The sequence below is a fragment of the Burkholderia sp. 22PA0099 genome (assembly GCF_047497165.1).
In the GTDB taxonomy this organism is placed as follows: Bacteria; Pseudomonadota; Gammaproteobacteria; order Burkholderiales; family Burkholderiaceae; genus Burkholderia.
In genome coordinates this window covers 2,389,603-2,409,379 of record NZ_CP163164.1, presented here as the reverse complement: position 1 = coordinate 2,409,379, position 19,777 = coordinate 2,389,603, and the positions used below count along the sequence as shown (strand labels likewise).

Annotated in this window: 17 protein-coding genes and 1 pseudogene; 10 read left to right on the top strand and 8 right to left on the bottom strand. The window is 68.1% G+C overall.

The window, feature by feature from the left end:
* Positions 1-83: 83 nt before the first annotated feature.
* From AB4851_RS10810 to AB4851_RS10800, 3 genes and pseudogenes are all read left to right on the top strand, one after another.
* On the top strand, positions 84-1,433 hold the full coding sequence (locus AB4851_RS10810; RefSeq protein WP_414447191.1) for an MFS transporter: 1,350 nt from the start codon (positions 84-86) through the stop codon (positions 1,431-1,433).
* A 14-nt stretch (positions 1,434-1,447) separates the two neighbouring features.
* Positions 1,448-1,549, top strand: a pseudogene (locus tag AB4851_RS10805) (peptidase M19); the annotation flags it as partial.
* Between the two features lie 59 nt (positions 1,550-1,608).
* On the top strand, positions 1,609-2,181 hold the full coding sequence (locus AB4851_RS10800; protein ID WP_414447190.1) for a LuxR C-terminal-related transcriptional regulator: 573 nt from the start codon (positions 1,609-1,611) through the stop codon (positions 2,179-2,181).
* Between the two features lie 30 nt (positions 2,182-2,211).
* Here the strand turns inward: AB4851_RS10800 and AB4851_RS10795 are convergent, their stop codons facing one another.
* The gene (locus AB4851_RS10795) at positions 2,212-3,396 is read right to left on the bottom strand and encodes a sugar transporter (RefSeq protein ID WP_414447189.1); all 1,185 of its coding nucleotides are present in this window, start codon (positions 3,394-3,396) and stop codon (positions 2,212-2,214) included.
* A gap of 168 nt (positions 3,397-3,564) precedes the next feature.
* Positions 3,565-4,596, bottom strand: coding sequence for an AraC family transcriptional regulator (locus AB4851_RS10790; protein WP_414447188.1), 1,032 nt, complete (start codon positions 4,594-4,596; stop codon positions 3,565-3,567).
* A gap of 357 nt (positions 4,597-4,953) precedes the next feature.
* On the opposite strand from AB4851_RS10790, the gene AB4851_RS10785 reads away from it, so the two are divergent.
* From AB4851_RS10785 to AB4851_RS10765, 5 genes are all read left to right on the top strand, one after another.
* The gene (locus AB4851_RS10785; RefSeq protein WP_414439657.1) at positions 4,954-5,892 is read left to right on the top strand and encodes a 3-keto-5-aminohexanoate cleavage protein; all 939 of its coding nucleotides are present in this window, start codon (positions 4,954-4,956) and stop codon (positions 5,890-5,892) included.
* 101 nt (positions 5,893-5,993) lie between these two features.
* Positions 5,994-7,361: an MFS transporter gene (locus AB4851_RS10780; RefSeq protein WP_414447187.1), complete on the top strand. Its 1,368-nt coding sequence runs from the start codon at positions 5,994-5,996 to the stop codon at positions 7,359-7,361.
* 36 nt (positions 7,362-7,397) lie between these two features.
* Positions 7,398-8,138, top strand: a complete 741-nt coding sequence (gene fabG / locus AB4851_RS10775; protein WP_414439659.1) for a 3-oxoacyl-[acyl-carrier-protein] reductase — start codon at positions 7,398-7,400, stop codon at positions 8,136-8,138.
* Positions 8,139-8,161: 23 nt separating this feature from the next.
* Complete coding sequence (locus AB4851_RS10770; RefSeq protein WP_414447186.1) at positions 8,162-9,160, top strand: SMP-30/gluconolactonase/LRE family protein; 999 nt, start codon at positions 8,162-8,164, stop codon at positions 9,158-9,160.
* A 44-nt stretch (positions 9,161-9,204) separates the two neighbouring features.
* Entirely contained in the window at positions 9,205-9,996 is a 792-nt protein-coding gene (locus tag AB4851_RS10765; protein WP_414447185.1) for an SDR family oxidoreductase, read from the top strand.
* Positions 9,997-10,032: 36 nt separating this feature from the next.
* Here AB4851_RS10765 and AB4851_RS10760 read toward each other — a convergent pair whose 3' ends face one another.
* On the bottom strand, positions 10,033-10,665 hold the full coding sequence (locus AB4851_RS10760) for a TetR family transcriptional regulator (RefSeq protein WP_414447184.1): 633 nt from the start codon (positions 10,663-10,665) through the stop codon (positions 10,033-10,035).
* Positions 10,666-10,790: 125 nt separating this feature from the next.
* Here AB4851_RS10760 and AB4851_RS10755 point away from each other — a divergent pair, with 125 nt between their 5' ends.
* Positions 10,791-11,447 (top strand): O-methyltransferase, encoded by a 657-nt coding sequence (locus tag AB4851_RS10755; protein WP_414447183.1) that lies wholly within the window; start codon positions 10,791-10,793, stop codon positions 11,445-11,447.
* A 402-nt stretch (positions 11,448-11,849) separates the two neighbouring features.
* Here the strand turns inward: AB4851_RS10755 and AB4851_RS10750 are convergent, their stop codons facing one another.
* From AB4851_RS10750 to AB4851_RS10740, 3 genes are all read right to left on the bottom strand, one after another.
* Positions 11,850-13,034, bottom strand: coding sequence for an arabinose transporter (locus AB4851_RS10750; protein ID WP_414447182.1), 1,185 nt, complete (start codon positions 13,032-13,034; stop codon positions 11,850-11,852).
* A 272-nt stretch (positions 13,035-13,306) separates the two neighbouring features.
* Positions 13,307-14,287: a 2-keto-3-deoxygluconate permease gene (locus AB4851_RS10745; protein WP_414447181.1), complete on the bottom strand. Its 981-nt coding sequence runs from the start codon at positions 14,285-14,287 to the stop codon at positions 13,307-13,309.
* 198 nt (positions 14,288-14,485) lie between these two features.
* Positions 14,486-16,009, bottom strand: coding sequence for a UxaA family hydrolase (locus AB4851_RS10740; protein ID WP_414447180.1), 1,524 nt, complete (start codon positions 16,007-16,009; stop codon positions 14,486-14,488).
* Between the two features lie 184 nt (positions 16,010-16,193).
* On the opposite strand from AB4851_RS10740, the gene AB4851_RS10735 reads away from it, so the two are divergent.
* A complete protein-coding gene (locus tag AB4851_RS10735; protein WP_414447179.1) occupies positions 16,194-16,907 on the top strand; it encodes a FadR/GntR family transcriptional regulator in 714 nt (237 codons plus the stop codon).
* A gap of 51 nt (positions 16,908-16,958) precedes the next feature.
* Here the strand turns inward: AB4851_RS10735 and AB4851_RS10730 are convergent, their stop codons facing one another.
* Positions 16,959-18,350: a GntP family permease gene (locus AB4851_RS10730; RefSeq protein ID WP_414447178.1), complete on the bottom strand. Its 1,392-nt coding sequence runs from the start codon at positions 18,348-18,350 to the stop codon at positions 16,959-16,961.
* Positions 18,351-18,469: 119 nt separating this feature from the next.
* Positions 18,470-19,777, bottom strand: coding sequence for a histidinol dehydrogenase (hisD, locus tag AB4851_RS10725; protein WP_414447177.1), 1,308 nt, complete (start codon positions 19,775-19,777; stop codon positions 18,470-18,472).

Sequence of the window (19,777 nt, the reverse complement as noted above, 5' to 3'; positions counted from 1 at the left end):
ACACGTATGGACCTAGGTATTTTGAGTCTCTACCCTCGTTTTTGATATCGGACCACACCGACATTTACAGGGGAAGAAGCACCATGTCAGCTCAGGCCACCCAGGACGTCGACACCCGGACGCTGCGCCGCGTCATCGCGGCCGCGTCGATCGGCAACTTCGTCGAATGGTTCGATTTCGCCGCCTACGGCTTTCTCGCCACCATCCTCACGCGCGAATTCTTCCCGAGCGGCGACCCGACCATCGGGCTGCTGAAAACCTTCGCGGTGTTCGCCGTGGCGTTCGCGTTCCGCCCGCTCGGCGGCCTGTTCTTCGGCGTGGTGGGCGACCGCATCGGCCGCAAGCGCACGCTGGCCTTCACGATCCTGCTGATGGCCGGCTCCACCACGCTGATCGGCCTGTTGCCGACCTACGCCGGCATCGGCTGGTGGGCACCGCTGCTGCTCACGGTGATCCGCTGCGTGCAGGGCTTTTCGGCCGGCGGCGAATACGCGGGCGCCTGCGCCTACGTGATGGAGCATGCGCCGCGCGACCGGCGCGCGTTCTTCGGCAGCTTCGTGCCGGTGTCCACCTTCTCGTCGTTCGCCTGCGCGGCCGTGGTGGCCTACCTGCTCGAAGCGTCGCTGTCGTCGCAGGCGATGATCGACTGGGGCTGGCGCGTGCCGTTCCTGATCGCAGCGCCCGTGGGCCTGATCGGCGTGTACCTGCGCGTGAACCTCAACGAAACGCCCGCGTTCCAGGCGCTCGAAGGCAAGCACGAGGTGGCGCACGCGCCGCTGGCCGAAACGCTGCGCTCGCAATCGTGGAACATCGTCAAGCTCGGCGCGTTCGTGTCGGTCACGGCGCTGTCGTTCTACACGTTCACCACCTACTTCGCGACCTACCTGCAAGTGGCTGGCCACCTGTCGCGCAGCACCGCGCTGCTGGTGACCGTGCTCGCGCTGCTGTTCGCCGCCGCGCTGTGCCCGCTGGCCGGCTGGTTCTCGGATCGCGTGGGCCGCCGCGCCACCATCGCCACCACCTGCGTGTTCATCATGGTGTCGGTGTATCCGGCGTTCTCGCTCGGCGGCTCGGGCGTGCTGGCGCAATCGCTGCTCGGCGTGGCGCTGCTGGCGATCGGCGCCGTGCTGTCGGGCGTGGTGACCGCGCCGCTGATGTCGGAAGTGTTCGCGACGAAAACCCGCTACACCGCCTCGGCCATCACCTACAACCTCGCGTACACGATTTTCGGCGGCACCGCGCCGCTGGTCGCCACCTGGCTGATCGCCACCACCGGCACCAACCTGTCGCCCGCGTATTACCTGATCGCGATCGCGATCCTCGCGATCGTGGGCGGCCTCGCGCTTCGGGAAACCTCGAAGAGCGCGCTGGAAGACGTCGGCGCCGCGAGCCCCGCCGCGTCGGCCCGGCATCCCCTCGGACGCACCCTTTGACGGAGGCACGGAACATGAGCACGCTTCACGATTCGAGCATCATCATCGATGGCCTGAACATTTCGAAGTTCGAACGATCGGTGTTCGAGGACATGCGCAAGGGCGGCGTGACCGCGCGTTAGAATCGCGCAGCGCCCGGCACCCTGCCGGGCCTCGCTCATCCCCCTTGCCCGCCATGCCGACTCCCGCCGACACGATGCCGAGCCTCGATTACGAGAGCGTGTTCCTGCATCTGCCGGTGGCCGTCATCGTGGCGCGCGAGCGCATCATGGTCGAATGCAATGCGCGCGCGCTGGAGCTGTTCAGGGCGACGCGCGCCGACATCGTCGGCCAGTCGTTTTCCAAGCTGTATCCGAAGCAGAAGGATTTCACCGCGACCGGCCAGCGCCTCGGCCCGCTGATCGCCAAGCGTGAAGGCTTCAGCGACGAGCGCATCATGCGCCGTGTGGACGGCAGCCACTTCTGGGTGACCGTGTGCGGCTTCGGCTACAACCCGAAGCGGCCGTTCGAGCTGGCGATCTGGACGTTCACCGATTTGTCGGACGGCGCCAAACGCGCCGATGCCGCCGGCACGCTGACCGACCGCGAACGCGACGTGGCCGCGCTGGTCGTGCACGGCCTGACCAGCAAGGAAATCGGCAAGGAGCTGAACATCAGCCCGCGCACCGTCGACATTCACCGCGCGAGCCTGCTGCGCAAATACGACGTGCGGGCCACCGCCGACCTGATCGACCGGCTGCTGGCCTGAAGCCTGCGCAGCCCGCGTTCGAACGCCCGATCACCCCGCCGCGCGGCGCTGGCTCAGCGTCATCGACAGCCAGCAGATCCCCACCGACAGCACCGCCAACGCGCCGCCGAACGTGCCGAGCCACTGCAGGCCGAACTGGTTCGCGATGTGGTTGCCGAACAGCGCGCCGGCGCCGATCCCCACGTTGTACAGCGCGGACAGCAGCGACACGGCCAGATCCGTGGAATCGGGCGCGAGTTCGAGCACCTGCGACTGGATCGCCAGGCCGAACGAAATGATGAAGCCGCCCCACAGCAGCACGTGCAGCGACAGCGTGCCGATCGACAGCGAGAACGGGAACAGCATGAACAGCGCCGCCGCCAGCATCGCGACCACGGCCAGCAGGTAGCGCTCCGGCTGGCGCGTGTAGAAGCGCACGAAGCACATCGCGGCCGGCAGGCCGGCGATGCCGAACAGCACCAGCAGATAGGTGATGCGGTCGTTGCTGGCGTGCACCACCTGCCGCACGAACGGTTCGAGATACGTATACACGGCGAAGTGCGCCGACACCGTGATCACCGTGATCGCGTACACCGCCATCAACTTGGGATTGCGAAGCAAGGTGGGCAGGCTGCGCAGCGAGCCGGCCCGTTCGCTCGGCAGCGGCGGCAGCGTCACCCACAACACGCCCATCACCACCGTCGCCGTCGCCGCGATCACCTGGAACGTCAGCCGCCAGCCGAGCGCCTCGCCGATCATCCGGCCGATCGGCACGCCCGCCACCAGCGCCACCGAGGTGCCGACCGACAGGAAGCCGAGCGCGCGGCTGCGATCGTCGGGCGGCACCAGCCGCGTGACCATCGCGGCCGAGATCGACCAGAAGATCGCATGGGCGAACGCGATGCCGACCCGCCCGATCATCAGGATCGTGAAGTTCGGCGCGATGCCCGTCACGACATGGCTGACGATGAACAGCGCGAACACGCGCATCAGGAGCTTGCGGCGCTCGATCCGGCTGACGATCAGGATCAGCGGCAGCGAGGTGAGCGAGACCGTCCACGCGTAGATCGTCAGCATCAGGCCGACGTCGGTCGGCTGCATGTGCAGGCTTTCGGCGATGTCGCTGAGCAGGCCGACCGGCGCGAACTCGGTGGTATTGAACACGAACGCGGCGGCCGCCAGCGCGAGCACGCCCCACCAGGGGCGCTTGAAATTCGAAAAGTCGTAGCTTGCCATCGATGGATCACGGGGAGCGGTTGCAGGGGCAGCAGCACGGTCCACGGAAGATGAAGAGGACTGCGTTTCCGGGGCACGCCGGAGAAAAACGGGCGCAAAACGCTGTCCATGATACTGCGGGTGGGGGTTGGGGGGCGTTGAAAACAGCCCGAAAGTCGGCCGCCCCCCTCACTCCCCGTTCCGAATCTCCCCCGGCCCCTTCCCCGTCCAGCGCTTCAGCGCCCGCCGGAAATTCGCCGTATCGCTGAAGCCGATCAGCATCGCCACGTCCTCGGTGCTCATCCTGGTCGTCTTCAGATATTCGATGGCGAGCGAGCAGCGCACGTCGTCGACGATCGCCAGATACGACGTGCCCTCGCCATCGAGCCGCCGCCGCAGCGTGCGGCTGGTCATTTTCAGCCCGGCCGCCACCGCCTCCATGCTCGGAAACTCGCCGGGCTTGCGCATCAGCAACTGGTAGACCTCGCCGGCCGCGCCCGACGAGGTCTTGGTCTGGCCGATCAGGCGGTCGCAGGTTTCCTGCAGCAGCGCGGCCGAATGCCGGTGCGCCAGTTGCGGGCGAAACTCGAGGATGGCGCTGTCGTAAATCAGTTCGCACTGCGTGGCATCGAATTCGCACGGGCAGCCGAGGTACTCGCGATAGAGCGCGGCGTGCGGCGGCGCCGGATAGGCGAAGCGCGCCAGCATGGGCGGGCAGCTTCGCCCGGCCACGTCCTGCAGATGCGTGACGTGCTGCGTGTACTGCTGTTCGAGCAGGAATTGCTGCACATCGTGCGGCAGATCGGTGGCAAACGCGTCGGGGAAGGTCCAGACGGCGCGGTCCGGATGCTCGGCCCATTCGATCGTCACGGTCGGCGTGGCGAGCCGGTGATATTTGACGCCGAGCCGGAAATAATCGCGCAGCGACAGGCACGACATCAGCGCATAGCCGTACATGCCGTAAGCGGCCAGATGCAGCCGCGAGCCGGTGCGAAACGGCGTGGCCGGATCGGCCGACAGCGCCACCGCGTTCCGGCACACGGCCGCGTACTGGCGCACCGAGGTCTGCACGGCGGCGTCGTAGATCTGGCCCGGCGCGATGCCGCTGCCCTTCAGGGCGGCCTCGGCCGCAATGCCCTGCTCGGCCAGCACCTCCACCAGCGCGGCGATCTTGTAAGGCGCGTAGATGCGCTCGTTCAGCAACGGCAATCGCGACGACATCGCCCCTCCTTTCGGATGTCCGCGAAAGACATCACTCTGTCCGAAATTGACCTTACGCGGCGCATCGTAGCTCACTATGATTCACAGAACAACAGAAGCCCCCGCCACCGGCCCGGTGCTTCGCCAACGTATCGGAGACACGCATGACCCGCCCCGTTCCCCCGCCGCCGCGGCCCCGCCGCCGCCTCGTGCGCGGCATCGCGCCGGCCGACGCCCGAGCGCCTGTTTAGCGCCCGCTTGGCACCCGCTCGGCGCCGGTTCACACGCCGGCCGCACCGAGATCATCCGGGCCGCCACGCCACGCCATCGCGCCGCCACCCTGCCCCGCTCCGCTTCATCAGCAAGGATTCCCAAATAATGAGCAAGCCCCAAGCCAAGGTCATCATCACCTGCGCCGTGACCGGCTCCGCGCATGTGCCGTCGATGTCCGAACACCTGCCGATCACGCCGGCGCAGATCCGCGACCAGGCCATCGAGGCCGCCGAGGCCGGCGCGGCGATCCTGCACCTGCACGCGCGCGACCCGGAGAACGGCCGCCCGACGCCGTCGCCCGAGGTGTTCCGGCAGTTCGTGCCGGCCATCGCCGAGCGCACCGACGCGGTGATCAACATCTCGACGGGCGGCAGCACGCGCATGACGCTCGACGAACGGCTCGCCTATGCACGGCTCGCGAAGCCCGAGATGTGCTCGCTGAACATGGGTTCGATGAATTTCTCGCTGCATCCGATCGCGGCCCGCATGAGCGACTGGCGCTTCGACTGGGAGAAGGATTACCTCGAAGGCATGGAAGACATGATCTTCCGGAACACGTTCCGCGACATCCGCAACATCCTCACGGAGTTCGGCGACTACGGCACGCGCTTCGAGTTCGAATGCTACGACGTCGGGCACCTGTACAGCCTCGCCCATTTCGTCGATCTCGGCCTCGTCAAGCCGCCGTTCTTCATTCAGGCGGTGGTGGGCATCCTCGGCGGCATCGGCCCCGACCCGGAAAACCTCCAGGTGATGCGCGCCACGGCCGACCGGCTGTTCGGTCGCGACCAGTACCACTTCTCGGTGCTCGGCGCGGGCCGGCACCAGATGTCGCTGGTCACGCTCGGCGCGATCCTCGGCGGCAACGTGCGCGTGGGGCTCGAAGACAGCGTCTACCTGTCGAAAGGCGTCAAGGCGAAGAGCAACGCCGAGCAGGTGCGCAAGATCCGCCGGATTCTCGAGGAACTCTCGTTCGAGATCGCCACGCCCGACGAGGCGCGCGCCATGCTCGGCCTGAAGGGCCGGGCCGGCATCACGCCCTGAACCCTGCCCCCCAACGCCATCCCCATGACCTGCCACCCGCACGCGGCCTCGCCGCATGCAGGACACCGAACAAAACCGGCAGGCCCACACCCGGAGACACGATGAAACCCGCAACCGTTGACGAACCCGCAGCCGGCCTCCTGCATCGCCTGGCCACCCGCAAGGCGATGGCAAGGCTGCTGCCCCTGATGTGCGCGATCTATTTCCTGTCGTTCATCGACCGCACCAATGTCGCGCTGGCCAAGGCCGCGCTGGCCGCCGACCTCGGCATCGGCGCGGCGGCCTACGGGCTCGGCGCCGGCATCTTCTTCATCGGCTACGCGCTGCTGGAAGTGCCGAGCAACCTGGCCGCGCACCGGATCGGGCCGCGCCGCTGGATCGCGCGCATCGCCGTGACCTGGGGCTTGCTGTCCACCGCCATGCTGTTCGTGCGCGGCGAGTGGTCGTTCTACGCGCTGCGCGTGCTGCTCGGCATCGCCGAGGCGGGGCTGTTCCCGGCGCTGATGTACATGATCACGCTGTGGTTCGCGCCGAAGGATCGCGCAGTGGCGGTCGGCTGGATCTACACCGCGCCGTCGATCGCGCTGATCGTCGGCAGCCCGCTCGGCGCGGCGCTCATGCAGCTCGGTGGCATCGGCGGCCTGCGCGGCTGGCAGTGGATGTTCCTGATCGAAGGCGTGCCGACCGTGATCGCGGGCATCGTGCTCTATTTCAAGCTGCCGGACCGGCCCGCCGACGTGCGATGGCTCACGCCGCAGGAGGCGCGCTCGCTCGAAGCGCACGCGGTGATCGACACGCACGGCCACGCCGAGCTGTTCTCGTCGGACTGGTTCGCGGCGATCAAGCGCCCCACCACGCTGCTGATCGCGCTGATCTACTTCCTGAACCAGGTGGCGTTCGTCGGCCTGTACTTCTTCACGCCCGCGATCGTCGCGCAGATGCATGTCACCTCGCCGCTGGTGGTGGGCCTGCTGTCGAGCAGTGTCGGCATCGGCTTCCTGCTCGGCGTGCTGATCCTGCCGCGCCTCCATCGCCGCGTCGAGGCCGATTGCACATTCCTGGGCATCCTGACGGCCGGGCTCGTGATCAGCGGCATCCTGTTCATCGCGGCGGGCAACCGCAGCCTGCAGATCACGCTGCTCGGCGCGACCGGCTTCTTCGCGGGCGGCGTGCTGCCCTCGTACTGGTCGGTCGCGATGAAGCGCCTGCAGGGCATCCAGGCCGCGGCCGGCCTGGCGTTCATCAATACCGTGGGCCTGCTCGGCGGCTTCGCCGGCCCCTACCTGTTCGGCCTCGCCGAAACAATCAGCGGCCGCAGCGACGCGGGCTTCAACGTGATCGTGGGCGCGTCGGCCATCGGCTTGTGCCTGGTGCCGCTGCTGGCCCGCGCGATCCGCGCCGAAACGCGGCCGGCCGCCGGCGCAGGCACGATCGCCGGCGCGCCGGCCGGCATCGATTATCCGGGCTGACAGCCCAAGCTTCGACGTTATCCAAAGAGGGCAAGCATGAGATTGAACCAGCAGGTCGCCATCGTCACGGGCGCGGGTCAGGGCATCGGTGCCGCCACCGCGCTGAAATTCGCGCGCGAGGGGGCCATCGTCGCGGTATGCGACATGAACGCGGAATCGGTGCGGGCCGTGGCCGGCGCGTGCCGCGAGGCCGGCGCGCGCGCCGTCGGGTACGAGCTGAACGTGACCGATCGCGGCGCGGCCGACGCGGTGGTCGAGCAGGTGCTGCAGCAATTCGGGCGCGTGGACGTACTCGTCAACAACGCCGGCATCACGCGCGACGCACGCCTGCAGAAGATGAGCCTGCAACAGTTCGACGATGTCATCGACGTGAACCTGCGCGGCGTGTTCCATCTGGCGCAGGCCGTGCTCGAACCGATGCTCGCGCAAGGCGCGGGCGTGATCCTCAACGCGAGTTCGGTGGTGGGCCTCTACGGCAACTACGGCCAGACCAACTACGCGGCCGCCAAGTTCGGCGTGATCGGCTTCACCAAGACCTGGAGCCGCGAGCTGGGGCCGAAGGGCATCCGCGTGAACGCCGTCGCGCCGGGCTTCATCGACACGCCGATCCTGTCCACCGTGCCGGACGACGTGCTGCGCAAGATGCGCGAGCAAGTGCCGCTGCGCCGGCTCGGCAAGCCCGAGGACGTGGCCAACGTCTACGCGTTCCTGGCCAGCGACGAGGCGGCCTATATCAACGGCGCGGTAATCGAGGTGTCGGGCGGCATGACGTTGTAGTCACAACCATCAGGAGGCGACCCATGAATCCCATCCACGGCTTACGCATCGATCCGGCGGCGGTGCGCAGCGTCGGGCACGATCTGCAACGCCCCGAATGCATCCTGGCCCGGCGCGACGGCACGCTGCTGGTGGCCGACGCACGCGGCGGCGTCATGCGGATCGACGCATCGGGCGCGCAGGCACTGATCCTGCCGAACGACGCCGCCGCCCCGGCCGCATCCGACGGCCTGACCAGCGGCTCGCTGCCGAACGGCCTCGCGCTCGATGCCGACGGCCATCTGCTGATCGCCAACATCGGCACCGACCGCCTCGAGCGGCTGACGCTGGCGGGCGAGCGGCAGGTGCTGCTGGACCGGCTCGACGGCAAGCCGCTCGGCAAGGTCAACTTCGTGCTGCGCGACAGCCGGGGCCGGCTGTGGATGACGGTCTCGACGCGCGTGACCCCCTGGCCGAACGCGGTGCGCTCGACGCTCGCCGACGGCTATATCGTGCTGATCGACGCGCGCGGCGCGCGCATCGTGGCGGACGGCCTCGCGTTCGCCAACGAGATCCGCTTCGATGCCGACGAAACCTTCCTGTACGTGGCCGAAACCACCGCGAAACGCGTCAGCCGTTTCCGCGTCGATGCCGACGGCGCGCTCGGGCCGCGCGAAACCTACGGCCCCGATTCGCTCGGAGCAGGCCTGATCGACGGCTTCGCGTTCGACGCGTTCGGCAACCTCTGGTGCGCGATGATCTTCTCCGACCGGCTGGTCGCCATCGATCCGTCGGGCGCGACGCACACGCTGCTGGACGACGGCGACGCGGCCGCCACGGCGCGCTTCGAGGCGGCCTTCGCCACCGGCGAAATCGTGCCGATGCCGGTGATCGAGCAGACGGGCGGCACGCTCGCGCCCTGGCTGACCAGCGTCACGTTCGGCGGCCCCGAGCTGCGCACCGTCTATCTGGGCAGCCTCAAGCGCACCTCCATCCCCTGCTTCACCGCCCCGGTCGCGGGTTTGCCGATGATCCATTGGTGAGCATTCCGAACCGACCTTCGCGACTCCCTTTCCTCAAGGCCAGCATGAACACCTACGAGCTTCTGAAACCCGTGCCCGGGTTGCGCGTCTTCATTTCCGGCGCGGCCTCGGGCATCGGCGCGGCGATCGCCGACGCCTTCCTGCAGGTGCAGGCCCGCGTGCATATTTGCGATGTCGATGCGGCGGCCGTCGAGCGCGCGCAGGCGCGCCACCCCGATCTGCACGCCGCCGTGGCCGACGTGTCGGATCGCGCGCAAGTGGACCGCGTGATCGACGAGGCCGCGAACCGGCTCGGCGGCCTCGACCTGCTGATCAACAACGCGGGCATCGCCGGCCCTACCGGCGCGATCGAAACGATGGCGCCCGACGACTGGGACCGCACCATCGCCACCAACCTGAACAGTCAGTACTACTTCCTGCGCCGTGCCGTGCCGGTGCTCAAGGCCAGCGGCGGGCAGGCGGGCATCATCGCGATGTCGTCGGTCGCCGGGCGGCTCGGCTATGCGTATCGCACGCCGTACGCATCGACCAAATGGGCCATCGTCGGGCTCGTGAAATCGCTCGCGATCGAACTCGGGCCGAGCAATATCCGTGTGAACGCGATCCTGCCCGGCGTGGTGGAGGGCGAGCGCATGGACCGCGTGATCGCCGCGCGCGCGGCGGCGGCCGGCGTCAGCACCGAGGCGATGAAGGACGAGTACCTGCGCAAGATCTCGCTGCGCCGGATGGTCAGCGTCGACGACATCGCCGCGATGGCGCTGTACCTCGCCTCGCCCGCGGGCCGCAACATCTCGGGGCAGGCGATCAGCGTCGACGGCAACGTCGAATACCTGTAAGCCCCGCTGCGGCCCGGCTCGCGCCGGGCGCGGGCGTCAGCGGTGCCCCAGCTCCCGCAAATACGCGCTCAACATGTCGGCCATCGCATCGGCGTACGTGCGAATCTCGGCCGCCGTGCGCGGCTTCTCCGAAAACTGCTTGCCGACCGTGGTCAGCGTCGCCACCACCAGTTCACCCGCCAGCGCGAGCCGGGCGGGCGGCGCGTCGGGCAGGGTTTCGCGCATGAACGCCTCGACCACGCCCTCGCCGGAAGCCCGCACTTCGCGCGCTTCCGGCGCATCGCGATAAAGCGGCTCGGCGTCGTTGAGCGCGATACGCATGTCGGCCTCTTCGCATTCCGAACGGATGAACGCATGCACCAGCTTGCGCAGCCGCACCAGCGGCGCATCGCGCACGTCCTCCAGGATCGCGCGCAGCATGTCGGCCGTGCGCCGCCATTCGTCGGACTGCAGACGAAACAGGATGGCCGCCTTGTTCGGGAAATATTGATAGACCGAGCCGACGCTCACGCCGGCCTTCTCCGCCACGCGCGCGGTGGTGAAGCGCGACGCGCCTTCCTTGGCCAAAACCTGAATAGCCGCCTCCAGGATGGCCGCGACCAGCTCGGTCGAACGGGCCTGCTGCGGCGCCTTGCGCGCGGAAATACGGGGGGAACGGGAGGTTGTCATGGCGTGCCTGGAGCGTCGAGACAATGCGAATAGAAAATGCGACGAAGCCGTCGTATTCTGAATGCGACAAATTCATCGCATTTTACCGATGCGCCATCCGGCGCTCAATCGTTCCCGGAGCCTTCATGACGACCCTGACCCAAGCCCCGCTCGCCCCGCTGCTCGACCGCATGTTCGAGCAGGCCGCGGCGGCCACCAGCCCGGCGCTGGCGCAAACGCCGAAAGCCGAACGCGATCGCCTGTTGCGCAGCAAGACCGAATACCGCGATCTCTACACGCGGCTGAAGGACCTGTGGCTGCCCGTCTCGCGCGAAACCGGCACGCTGCTCTACATGCTGGCGCGCAGTTGCCGCGCGACGGACATCGTCGAATTCGGCACCTCGTTCGGCATTTCGACGCTGCACCTGGCCGCCGCGCTGCGCGACAACGGCGGCGGCCGCCTGATCACCAGCGAATTCGAGCCGGCGAAAGTGCTGAAAGCCCGCGAGCATCTGCGCGCGGGCGGCCTGGACGATCTCGTGGAAGTGCGCGAGGGCGACGCGCTGGAAACGCTCGCCACCGGCCTGCCCGAGCGCATCGACCTGCTGCTGCTCGACGGCGCGAAGGCGCTCTACAACGACGTGCTCGATCGCGTGGAAAGCCGCCTGCGGCCCGGCGCGCTGATCGTCGCCGACAACGCCGATTTCAGCCCCGACTATCTGGCGCGCGTGCGTGCGCCGTCGAGCGGGTATTTGTCGACGCCGGTCGGTGAGGATGTCGAACTGTCGATTCGACTCGGTTGAGCCTCGCCCACTCGCTCGCTGCGCGATCCCCGCCCGGGGGTCGCGAATCCGCCGCCCTCCTTCAACCGGTTCAGCCGCGCATGCTCGCTTCGCCGGCGTCCGTCATCCGCTCTCCCACTCGACGCCCGTCGCCGCCAATGCATCGGCCATCGCATCTCGATGGTCAGGCTTGCCGACATCATCCGGCTCAACCACGCATGTTCGCTTCGCCGGCTTCCGCCATCTGTCAGCCGCTTCCCTATTCGAACCCGCTGCCAATGCATCGCAATGGCCGGGCTTGTCGACATCCGCGCCGACGATGACGGATCGATGCGCGCGCAACGAATCGGATTCGGGACGACGCTGCGGATGACCGGGCGCGGCGGCGCAAAGCATCGTCCGCCCACGCCCCGCCACGCTCGCTTACTGCATCACGCTCACGCGCACACGGCGCAGATACATCGCGATCAACAAGCCAATCAAGGCCGCCACGCCGCCCGTGAAGAACACCCCGCCGTAACCGCCGTGGTCCGCCAGCAAGCCGGCCAGCGGCCCGGTCAGGCCGTAGGCGAGATCCTGGAACGCCGCGTAGGCGCCCATCGCCGTGCCGCGCAGGTTCGGCGCAACCAGATGCACGACCTCGCGCCCCATCGACGGAAACACCATCGAGCAGCCCAGCCCGGTCAGGAACGCGCCGGCCAGCGCGAGCGCCGGTTCGTGCGCGCCCCAGATCAGGAACTGGCCGAGCGTCTCGACCGCCAGCGAGCCAATCGCCACCGGCAGGCCGCCGACGCGGTCGGGCAGATGCCCGAACAGCACGCGCACCAGCACGAAGCCGACGCCGAACGCGCTCAAGCCCAATCCTGCGTACTGCCAACCGTTGTGCAGGAAATCGAGCGCGAAGAACGCGCCGATCGCCGCGAAGCCGATGCCTTGCAGGCACACCACCAGGCCGTGCAGCCAGATCCGGCCGACCACGCTGAAGAAGCCGGGGCGCTTGCCGTGCGGATGCGGCGCGATGCCCGGCAGCGCGGCTATCACCGCCAGCCCGAGGCACGGCAGCAGCGCGCTGACGGCCATCGTGCCGGCAAAGCCGATCCGGCCGAACAACAGCAGGCCGAGCGGGCCGCCCACCGCGAACGCCCCGTAGATGGCCGCGCCGACCAGCGCCAGCACCTGGCCCGAGCGCGCCGGGCCGACCAGGCCGACGCCCCACGTGATGATGCCCACGCCGCCCAGGCTCTCGCCAAGGCCGAGCAGCAGCCGGCCCGCGACCAACACGCCGAACGCGGCCGGCGGCGCGTCGATCAGGCCCGCGATCAACGTGACGGCCGCGCCCGCCGCATACAACAGCAGGCCGCGCACCACGGCGGTTTTCGCGCCGCGCCGGTCGGTCAGGTTGCCCGCGTAGCCGCGCGTCAGGATGGTGGCCAGAAACGCCACGCCCACGCCGAGGCCGGCCCAGACGTTGTCGAGGCCGAGGCGATGCGTGACGAACACCGGAATCACCGGCAGCGGCATCGCCACGCACAAGTAGGAAACGAACAGGACTGCCGCGATCAGGTACAGCCGCCGTCGCGAGGTATCGGGTTGGGTCGAGGTGGACATGCGTTCAGCCGGTAACGTGAAGGTTGGAAAATGTGACGGATTCGTCGCAATAAAGAATACGATCGATTCGTCGCGTTTCCTATTCGCGTTGGGAGGGGCGGTTACCGGGAGTGAACGAGAGGGCCGGTGAGCCTTGCCGCGTAGGGGTGCGGCACGCGTTTCAGTGTGCTTTTGGTTGCGCCCGCAACGGCATGCCGGCCGGGGGCATTCGCATTGGCGACGGCAGCGGCCGTCACACCACACAGCGCGCCGTCATCCGGCGCGCCCTGTTTTCAGGCATCCACCGCCGCCCCTTCGGCCTGCCGTACTTCCCGCCGCGCCGCGCTGCGGCGCGTGTGCCAGCGCGCATAGGCGGCAGTCGCCAGCGGCGCCAGCAGCGACGTGACGATGGTCGAGGCCGCGATCTGCGGCGTGGCCACCGCCACCAGCGCGCCGAGCCGCGGGTCCACCGCCGCGATGGCGGTGGGCGTGGCCACGGCGTTGCCGGCGGTGGTCGCGGCCGCCATGCCGCCCACCCCGGTGCCGCCGGCCAGCCGCGAGGCCAGCACGTTGAACACCGCGCCGGCGGCCAGCGTGATCAGCCCGAGCACGATGCCCGACAGGCCCGCGCCGAGAATCGCATGCAGGTTGATCTGCGCGCCGAGGCCGAACGCGAAGAACGGAATCAGCAGGTCGCCGCCCGACTTGAGGAAGCGGCGCATGTCCGGGTCGAGGTTGCCGAGCACCATGCCGATCACGATCGGCAGCACGGTCGCCACCAGGTCGATCACGGGGATCTTCGCGAGCCCCGACAAGCCGAGCGCCACCATCGTCACGAACGGCCCTTCGAGGATCGACAGCACGGCCAGCGCGCCGCGATCCATGTCGTCGCCGAACTGGCGCGTCAGCGCCGCGTACAGGCCCATGTTGGCGTTGGTCACGGCGGCGATCACGGCCATGCCCGACAGCCCGAACAAGCCTTGCGGGCCGCACAGCTTGCTGACCGCCAGGCCGATCAACACGCCGCTGGCAAGCTTCGCCAGCGTGATGACGGCGCCGTTGCGCAAGGCGCGCGGCGCGGTGCGCAGTTGAATTTCCGCGCCCATGCACACGAAGAACACGGCGAGGATCGGCAAGGCGCCGTGCGCAAGCTGGGTGGAAAAGCTGCCGATCGACAGCACATGCGGGGCGAACGTGTTGAGCACGCTGCCCCAGAGCAGCGGAATCACCATCATGCCGCCGGGAAAGCGCTCGAGGGCCTGTTTGATCTTCATGCGGAGTCTCCGTCCGGATCGGGCGCGCAGCGTGGCGCCTCGCCGGAATCTGATTGGTATTGCCGATCGATTCAGCCGTGCAACGACAACGGCTGTCGTGCCTATCGTGTGTAGCCTGCGTATTCTGCGTGCCGGGCGACGGCGGCGTGAGCGGTGGTCACGCACAATGCTTGCGTGCGCGCCGCCGCCCTGCCGCGCTTACATCTGCGCGCCGATCATCCAGGGCACGAATTCCTCGTTGCCCACGCCGAGCGCCTCGCTCTTGCTCTTGCCGCCCGAGGCCACCTCCACGATCATCCGGAAGATTTCCTCGCCCTTCTGCTCGACCGTTGCCGCGCCGTCCATGATCTCGCCGCAGTTGATGTCCATGTCGTCCACCATGCGCCGGAACATCGCGGAGTTGGTCGCGACCTTGATCGACGGCGCGGGCTTCGCGCCGAAGCACGAGCCGCGCCCCGTCGTGAACACCACGAGGTTCGCGCCGCTGGCGATCTGGCCGGTCGCGCCCATCGGGTCGTAGCCCGGCGCATCCATGAACACCAGGCCATGCGTGTCGACCGGTTCGGCGTAGCGGTACACGCCCATCAGCGGCGACGAACCGCTCTTGGCCACCGCGCCCAGCGATTTCTCGAGGATGGTGGTCAGGCCGCCGGCCTTGTTGCCGGGCGTCGGGTTGTTGTCGATGCTGCCCTTCTCGCGCTCGGCATACGACTCCCACCAGTGAATGCGCTCGACGATCTTCTCGCCCACCTCGCGGCTCACGGCGCGGCGCGTCAGCAAATGCTCGGCGCCGTAGATCTCGGGCGTTTCGGTCAGGATCGCGGTGCCGCCGTGGCGCACCAGCAGATCCACCGCCGCGCCGAGCGCCGGGTTCGCGGTGATGCCGGAGTAACCGTCGGAGCCGCCGCATTGCAGCGCCACGCTGATGTGCGACACCGGCAGCGGCTCGCGCTGCGCCTGGTTCGCCACCGGCAGCATGCGCTCGACGGCGGCGATCGCGGCGTTCACCGTCTTCTGCGTGCCGCCCTCTTCCTGCATCACCAGCGGCACCAGCAGCGGCCCCGGCTCGACGCCCTCGGCCACGAACATCGCGCCCATCTGGTTGGCTTCGCAGCCCAGACCGATGATCACCACGCCGGCAAAGTTCGGATGCCTGACGTATCCGCCGATCGTGCGGCGCAGTTGCTGGATGCCTTCGCCGTTGTGATCGATGCAGCAGCCGAAGCTGTGCGTGATCGGCACGATGCCGTCCACGTTCGGGTAGGCGTCGAGCGCGCCCGGCGCGCTGAAGTGCTGGGTCACGAGCTTGGTGACGGTGGCCGAGCAATTGACGGTGCTGATCACGCCGATGTAGTTGCGCGTGGCCACCCGGCCGTCGGCGCGCCGAAAGCCTTGAAAGCTCAGGGGTGCGGCGGCGGGCGAGACGGGGTGCATGTCCTCGCCGAACGCGTAGTCGCGGTTGAACTCGCCGATCGACAGGTTGTGGACGTGCACGTGATCGCCGGCGCGAATCGGCTGCGTGGCGAAGCCGATGATCTGCCCGTAGCGGCGCACCGGCGCGCCTTGCTCGACATCGCGGCAGGCGATCTTGTGGGCGGGGGGAATCTCGGCGCTTGCGACAAGATCGTCGAATTCGGCGAGAATCGTTCCCGCGGCAAGCGCGCCGCGGGCGATCAGCACGTCGTCGTTGTCGTGCAGTTTGATGGCGAGCGTGGCGCTCATGTCATGCCTCCTGATTGTGGGGTCGGGCTGCCGGGCCGCGCTTGTCATGTCGAACGCCGCATGCGCTGGGCCGGGGTGCACGCATCATGCGGCGGGCCGCGCGGCCCGCGCAAATTGGTCAGGCCACTTTTTCGGCAGGCCGGCACATACGCAGAAACACACGCAGAACCAAGGTGGAAATCGCATGAAAAGCACGGGTGCGCTGAATCAGACCGTCCGGCAGATCGAGACAGGCATTGCGGAAGGACGCTGGCTGGCGGGCGGACGCCTGCCGGCCGAGCGCGCGTTGGCCGAGGCGTTCGGCGTGTCGCGCGCGACGGTGCGCGAGGCGATCGCGCGCCTGGTCAGCAAGGGGCTGCTGGAAACGCGGCACGGGAGCGGCGTGTATCTGCTCGGCAACAAGCCGGTGGGGATCGCCGCGCCATGGATGCAACTGATCGCGGAAACGCCGCCGCTGCGCTCGGAAACGCTTGAATTCCGGCTGGTGTTCGAATGCGCGGCCGCGCGCTTCGCGGCGCAGCGCGCATCGGCGCGGCAGATGGAGCAGTTCGAGGCGATTCTCGAACGGATGCACGGCGCCGTGCATCACGCCGACGTGGACGAGGAAGCGCGCACCGACGGCGAATTCCACGCCACGCTGACAGCCGCCTCGCACAACCGGCTGCTCGACCAGTTCTATGCGGGCGTCATCACGATGCTGCGCGAACACATCGCAAGCAATACTTACGATGCCACCGTCAACAACGCGAACGCGGCCGTGCAGGCGCGCGACCGCCTGTTGCAGCACGAAACCATCTATCGCGCGATTCGCGACCGCAACCCCGACGCGGCACAGGACGCGATGTTCGTGCACATCGATTACGTGGGCCGGCAGTTCAACGTCGAATCGGCCGGCTGAACGCCACGCGAGCGAGGGTCGGACGAGGCGCGATGCGCCCCGCCCCTGTCGTCACACCAGCCCGGTGGTATAGAACACCGCGATCGCCAGGAACGACGCCGCCACCTTGATACCCGTCATGAAGAAGATGTCGCGATACGACTCGCGATGCGTGAGCCCCGTGACGGCCAGCAGCGTGATCACCGCGCCGTTGTGCGGGAGCGTATCCATGCCGCCGGCCGCCATCGAGGCCACCCGATGCAGCACCTCCAGCGGAATGCCGGCCGCGTTGGCCGCATCGATGAAGCGGTCGGACATCGCCGCCAGCGCGATGCTCATGCCGCCCGACGATGAACCCGTGATGCCCGACAGCAGGTTGATCGTCACGGCCTCGTTGATCAGCGGGTTCGAGATCGATTGCAGCGCGTGGGCCACCGTCAGGAAGCCCGGCAACGCCGCGATCACCGCGCCGAAGCCGTATTCGGAGGCGGTGTTCATGGTCGCCAGCATCGCGCCCGCCACGGCCGCCTTCGAGCCGTCGGCGAACTTCTCCCGGATCGACGCGAAGCCGAACGCCAGCACCACCACGATGCCGCTGCACAGCGCGCCGAGCACGGCCCAGATCGCGACGATCTTGGCCGTCTCGACCTGAATCGGCGTGCTCATGCCGGGCAGGCTCACGTTGAAGGTGGGCGCGTACCAGTGCGGGATCAGGCGCGTCAGCAGCAGGTTCACCACGCCCACCACCACCAGCGGCGCGAGCGCCACGAGCGGATGCGGCAGGCGCATGTCGGCCGGCGTTTCCGGTTCGTTGCGCAGGTTCGTGCCGTAGCCCTCGCCGCGCCGCGCGGCGCGACGGCCCTGGTATTCGAGGTAGGCCACGCCCGCCACGAAGATGAACAGCGAGCCGATCAGGCCGAGCCACGGCGCGGCCCACGAGGTGGTCTTGAAGAACGTGGTGGGAATGATGTTCTGGATCTGCGGCGTGCCCGGCATCGCGTCCATCGTGAACGTGAACGCGCCGAGCGCGATGGTGGCAGGCATCAGCCGCTTCGGGATGTTGCTCTGGCGGAACATCTCGGCCGCGAACGGATAGACGGCGAACACCACCACGAACAGCGACACGCCGCCGTAGGTCAGCAGCGCGCACACGATCACGATCACCGGAATCGCGCGCTCGCGGCCGAGCACGCCGATCACCGCCGAGACGATCGAGCGCGACGCGCCCGACAGCTCGACCAGCTTGCCGAACAGCGCGCCGAGCAGGAACACCGGGAAATACAGCTTGATGAAGCCGACCATCTTGTCCATGAACAGGCCGGTGAAGATCGGCGCCGTCATCGACGGGTCGGTGAGCAGCACGGCGCCGAGCGCCGCGATGGGGGCGAACAGGATCACGCTGTAGCCGCGATAGGCGGCCAGCATCAGGAAGCACAGCGCGGCGAGAGCGATGACGACACTCATGAAGGTCTCTTCTGTTTTTCGTTGTGCGCCGGGTGGGGAAACCGGCGGCATGTAGCGGCGCAGCGCACTGCCGCACGATGCGGCGCGCGCTGCGCGATCTCCTCCTGCGGGCGGGGGCCTTACTCGGCCGCGCCGCCGTACGGCACGTCCTTGCGGCCGTAGCGGCGCACGCGCACGTTGGCCTGCTCGCCGTGGCCGGCGAAGCCTTCGAGCGCGCACAGGCGCGACGTGTATTCGCCGATCATCGCCGACGCCTCGTCGGTCAGCACCTTCTGGTACGTGCAGGTCTTGAGGAACTTGCCGACCCACAGGCCGCCCGTGTAGCGCGCCGCCTTCTTGGTCGGCAGCGTGTGGTTGGTGCCGATCGCCTTGTCGCCATAGGCCACGTTGGTGCGCGGGCCGAGGAACAGCGCGCCGTAATTCGTCATGTTGGCCAGGAAGTAATCCGGGTCCTTGGTCATGACCTGCACGTGCTCGAACGCGATCTGGTTGGCGATCCGAACCATTTCCTCGTCGCTCTCGGCCACGATCACCTCGCCGAATTTCTGCCACGACTGGCGCGCGATGTTGGCGGTGGGGAGAATTTCGAGCAGGCGCTCGACCTCGCGCATCGTGTCGCGCGCAAGTGCCTCGGAGGTGGTCAGCAGGATCGCCGGCGAATCGGGGCCGTGCTCGGCCTGGCCGAGCAGGTCGGTCGCGCAAATTTCGCCGTCCACGCTGTCGTCGGCGATCACCAGCGTTTCGGTGGGGCCGGCGAACAGGTCGATGCCGACCCGGCCGAACAACTGGCGCTTGGCTTCCGCCACGAACGCGTTGCCGGGGCCGACCAGGATATCGACCGGTGCGATGCGCTCGGTGCCGATCGCCATCGCGCCCACCGCCTGAATCCCGCCGAGGCAGTAGATCTCGCTCGCGCCGGCCATGTGCTGGGCCGCCACGATCGCCGGCGCGGGCTTGCCGTTGAACGGCGGCGCGCAGGTGATGATGCGCTTGACGCCCGCCACGCGCGCGGTGATCACCGACATGTGCGCCGACGCCAGCAGCGGATACTTGCCGCCCGGCACGTAGCAGCCGGCCGCGTTGACGGGGATGTTGCGGTGGCCGAGCACCACGCCCGGCAGCGTTTCCACCTCGATGTCGCGCATCGATTCGCGCTGATGGCGCGCGAAGTTCTCGACCTGCGTTTGGGCGAATTCGATGTCCGAAATATCGCGCTTCGACAGTTGCGACAGGCAATCGTCGATCTCGCGCTGCGTCAGCCGGTAATCCTCGCGATCGAGCTTGTCGAAGCGCACCGACAGGTCGCGCACGGCCGCGTCGCCGCGCGCCTCGATGTCGGCGAGCGTCGCCTCGACGGTTTCACGTACTTCCTTCGCGGCGGACTTGATCACTTCCGCTTCCGCGCCTTGCTTGAGCCAGACAGCCAT

Bases quoted from the DNA above. Each gene is read 5' to 3' on its own strand.
- AB4851_RS10795 (WP_414447189.1), bottom strand. From the start codon at position 3,396: ATGGCAAGCTACGACTTTTCGAATTTCAAGCGCCCCTGGTGGGGCGTG.
- AB4851_RS10770 (WP_414447186.1), top strand. From the start codon at position 8,162: ATGAATCCCATCCACGGCTTACGCATCGATCCGGCGGCGGTGCGCAGC.
- AB4851_RS10790 (WP_414447188.1), bottom strand. From the start codon at position 4,596: ATGTCGTCGCGATTGCCGTTGCTGAACGAGCGCATCTACGCGCCTTAC.
- AB4851_RS10755 (WP_414447183.1), top strand. From the start codon at position 10,791: ATGACGACCCTGACCCAAGCCCCGCTCGCCCCGCTGCTCGACCGCATG.
- AB4851_RS10760 (WP_414447184.1), bottom strand. From the start codon at position 10,665: ATGACAACCTCCCGTTCCCCCCGTATTTCCGCGCGCAAGGCGCCGCAG.
- hisD (WP_414447177.1), bottom strand. From the start codon at position 19,777: ATGGCTGTCTGGCTCAAGCAAGGCGCGGAAGCGGAAGTGATCAAGTCC.
- AB4851_RS10745 (WP_414447181.1), bottom strand. From the start codon at position 14,287: ATGAAGATCAAACAGGCCCTCGAGCGCTTTCCCGGCGGCATGATGGTG.
- AB4851_RS10810 (WP_414447191.1), top strand. From the start codon at position 84: ATGTCAGCTCAGGCCACCCAGGACGTCGACACCCGGACGCTGCGCCGC.
- AB4851_RS10765 (WP_414447185.1), top strand. From the start codon at position 9,205: ATGAACACCTACGAGCTTCTGAAACCCGTGCCCGGGTTGCGCGTCTTC.
- AB4851_RS10735 (WP_414447179.1), top strand. From the start codon at position 16,194: ATGAAAAGCACGGGTGCGCTGAATCAGACCGTCCGGCAGATCGAGACA.
- AB4851_RS10740 (WP_414447180.1), bottom strand. From the start codon at position 16,009: ATGAGCGCCACGCTCGCCATCAAACTGCACGACAACGACGACGTGCTG.
- AB4851_RS10800 (WP_414447190.1), top strand. From the start codon at position 1,609: ATGCCGACTCCCGCCGACACGATGCCGAGCCTCGATTACGAGAGCGTG.
- AB4851_RS10785 (WP_414439657.1), top strand. From the start codon at position 4,954: ATGAGCAAGCCCCAAGCCAAGGTCATCATCACCTGCGCCGTGACCGGC.
- fabG (WP_414439659.1), top strand. From the start codon at position 7,398: ATGAGATTGAACCAGCAGGTCGCCATCGTCACGGGCGCGGGTCAGGGC.
- AB4851_RS10750 (WP_414447182.1), bottom strand. From the start codon at position 13,034: ATGTCCACCTCGACCCAACCCGATACCTCGCGACGGCGGCTGTACCTG.
- AB4851_RS10730 (WP_414447178.1), bottom strand. From the start codon at position 18,350: ATGAGTGTCGTCATCGCTCTCGCCGCGCTGTGCTTCCTGATGCTGGCC.
- AB4851_RS10780 (WP_414447187.1), top strand. From the start codon at position 5,994: ATGAAACCCGCAACCGTTGACGAACCCGCAGCCGGCCTCCTGCATCGC.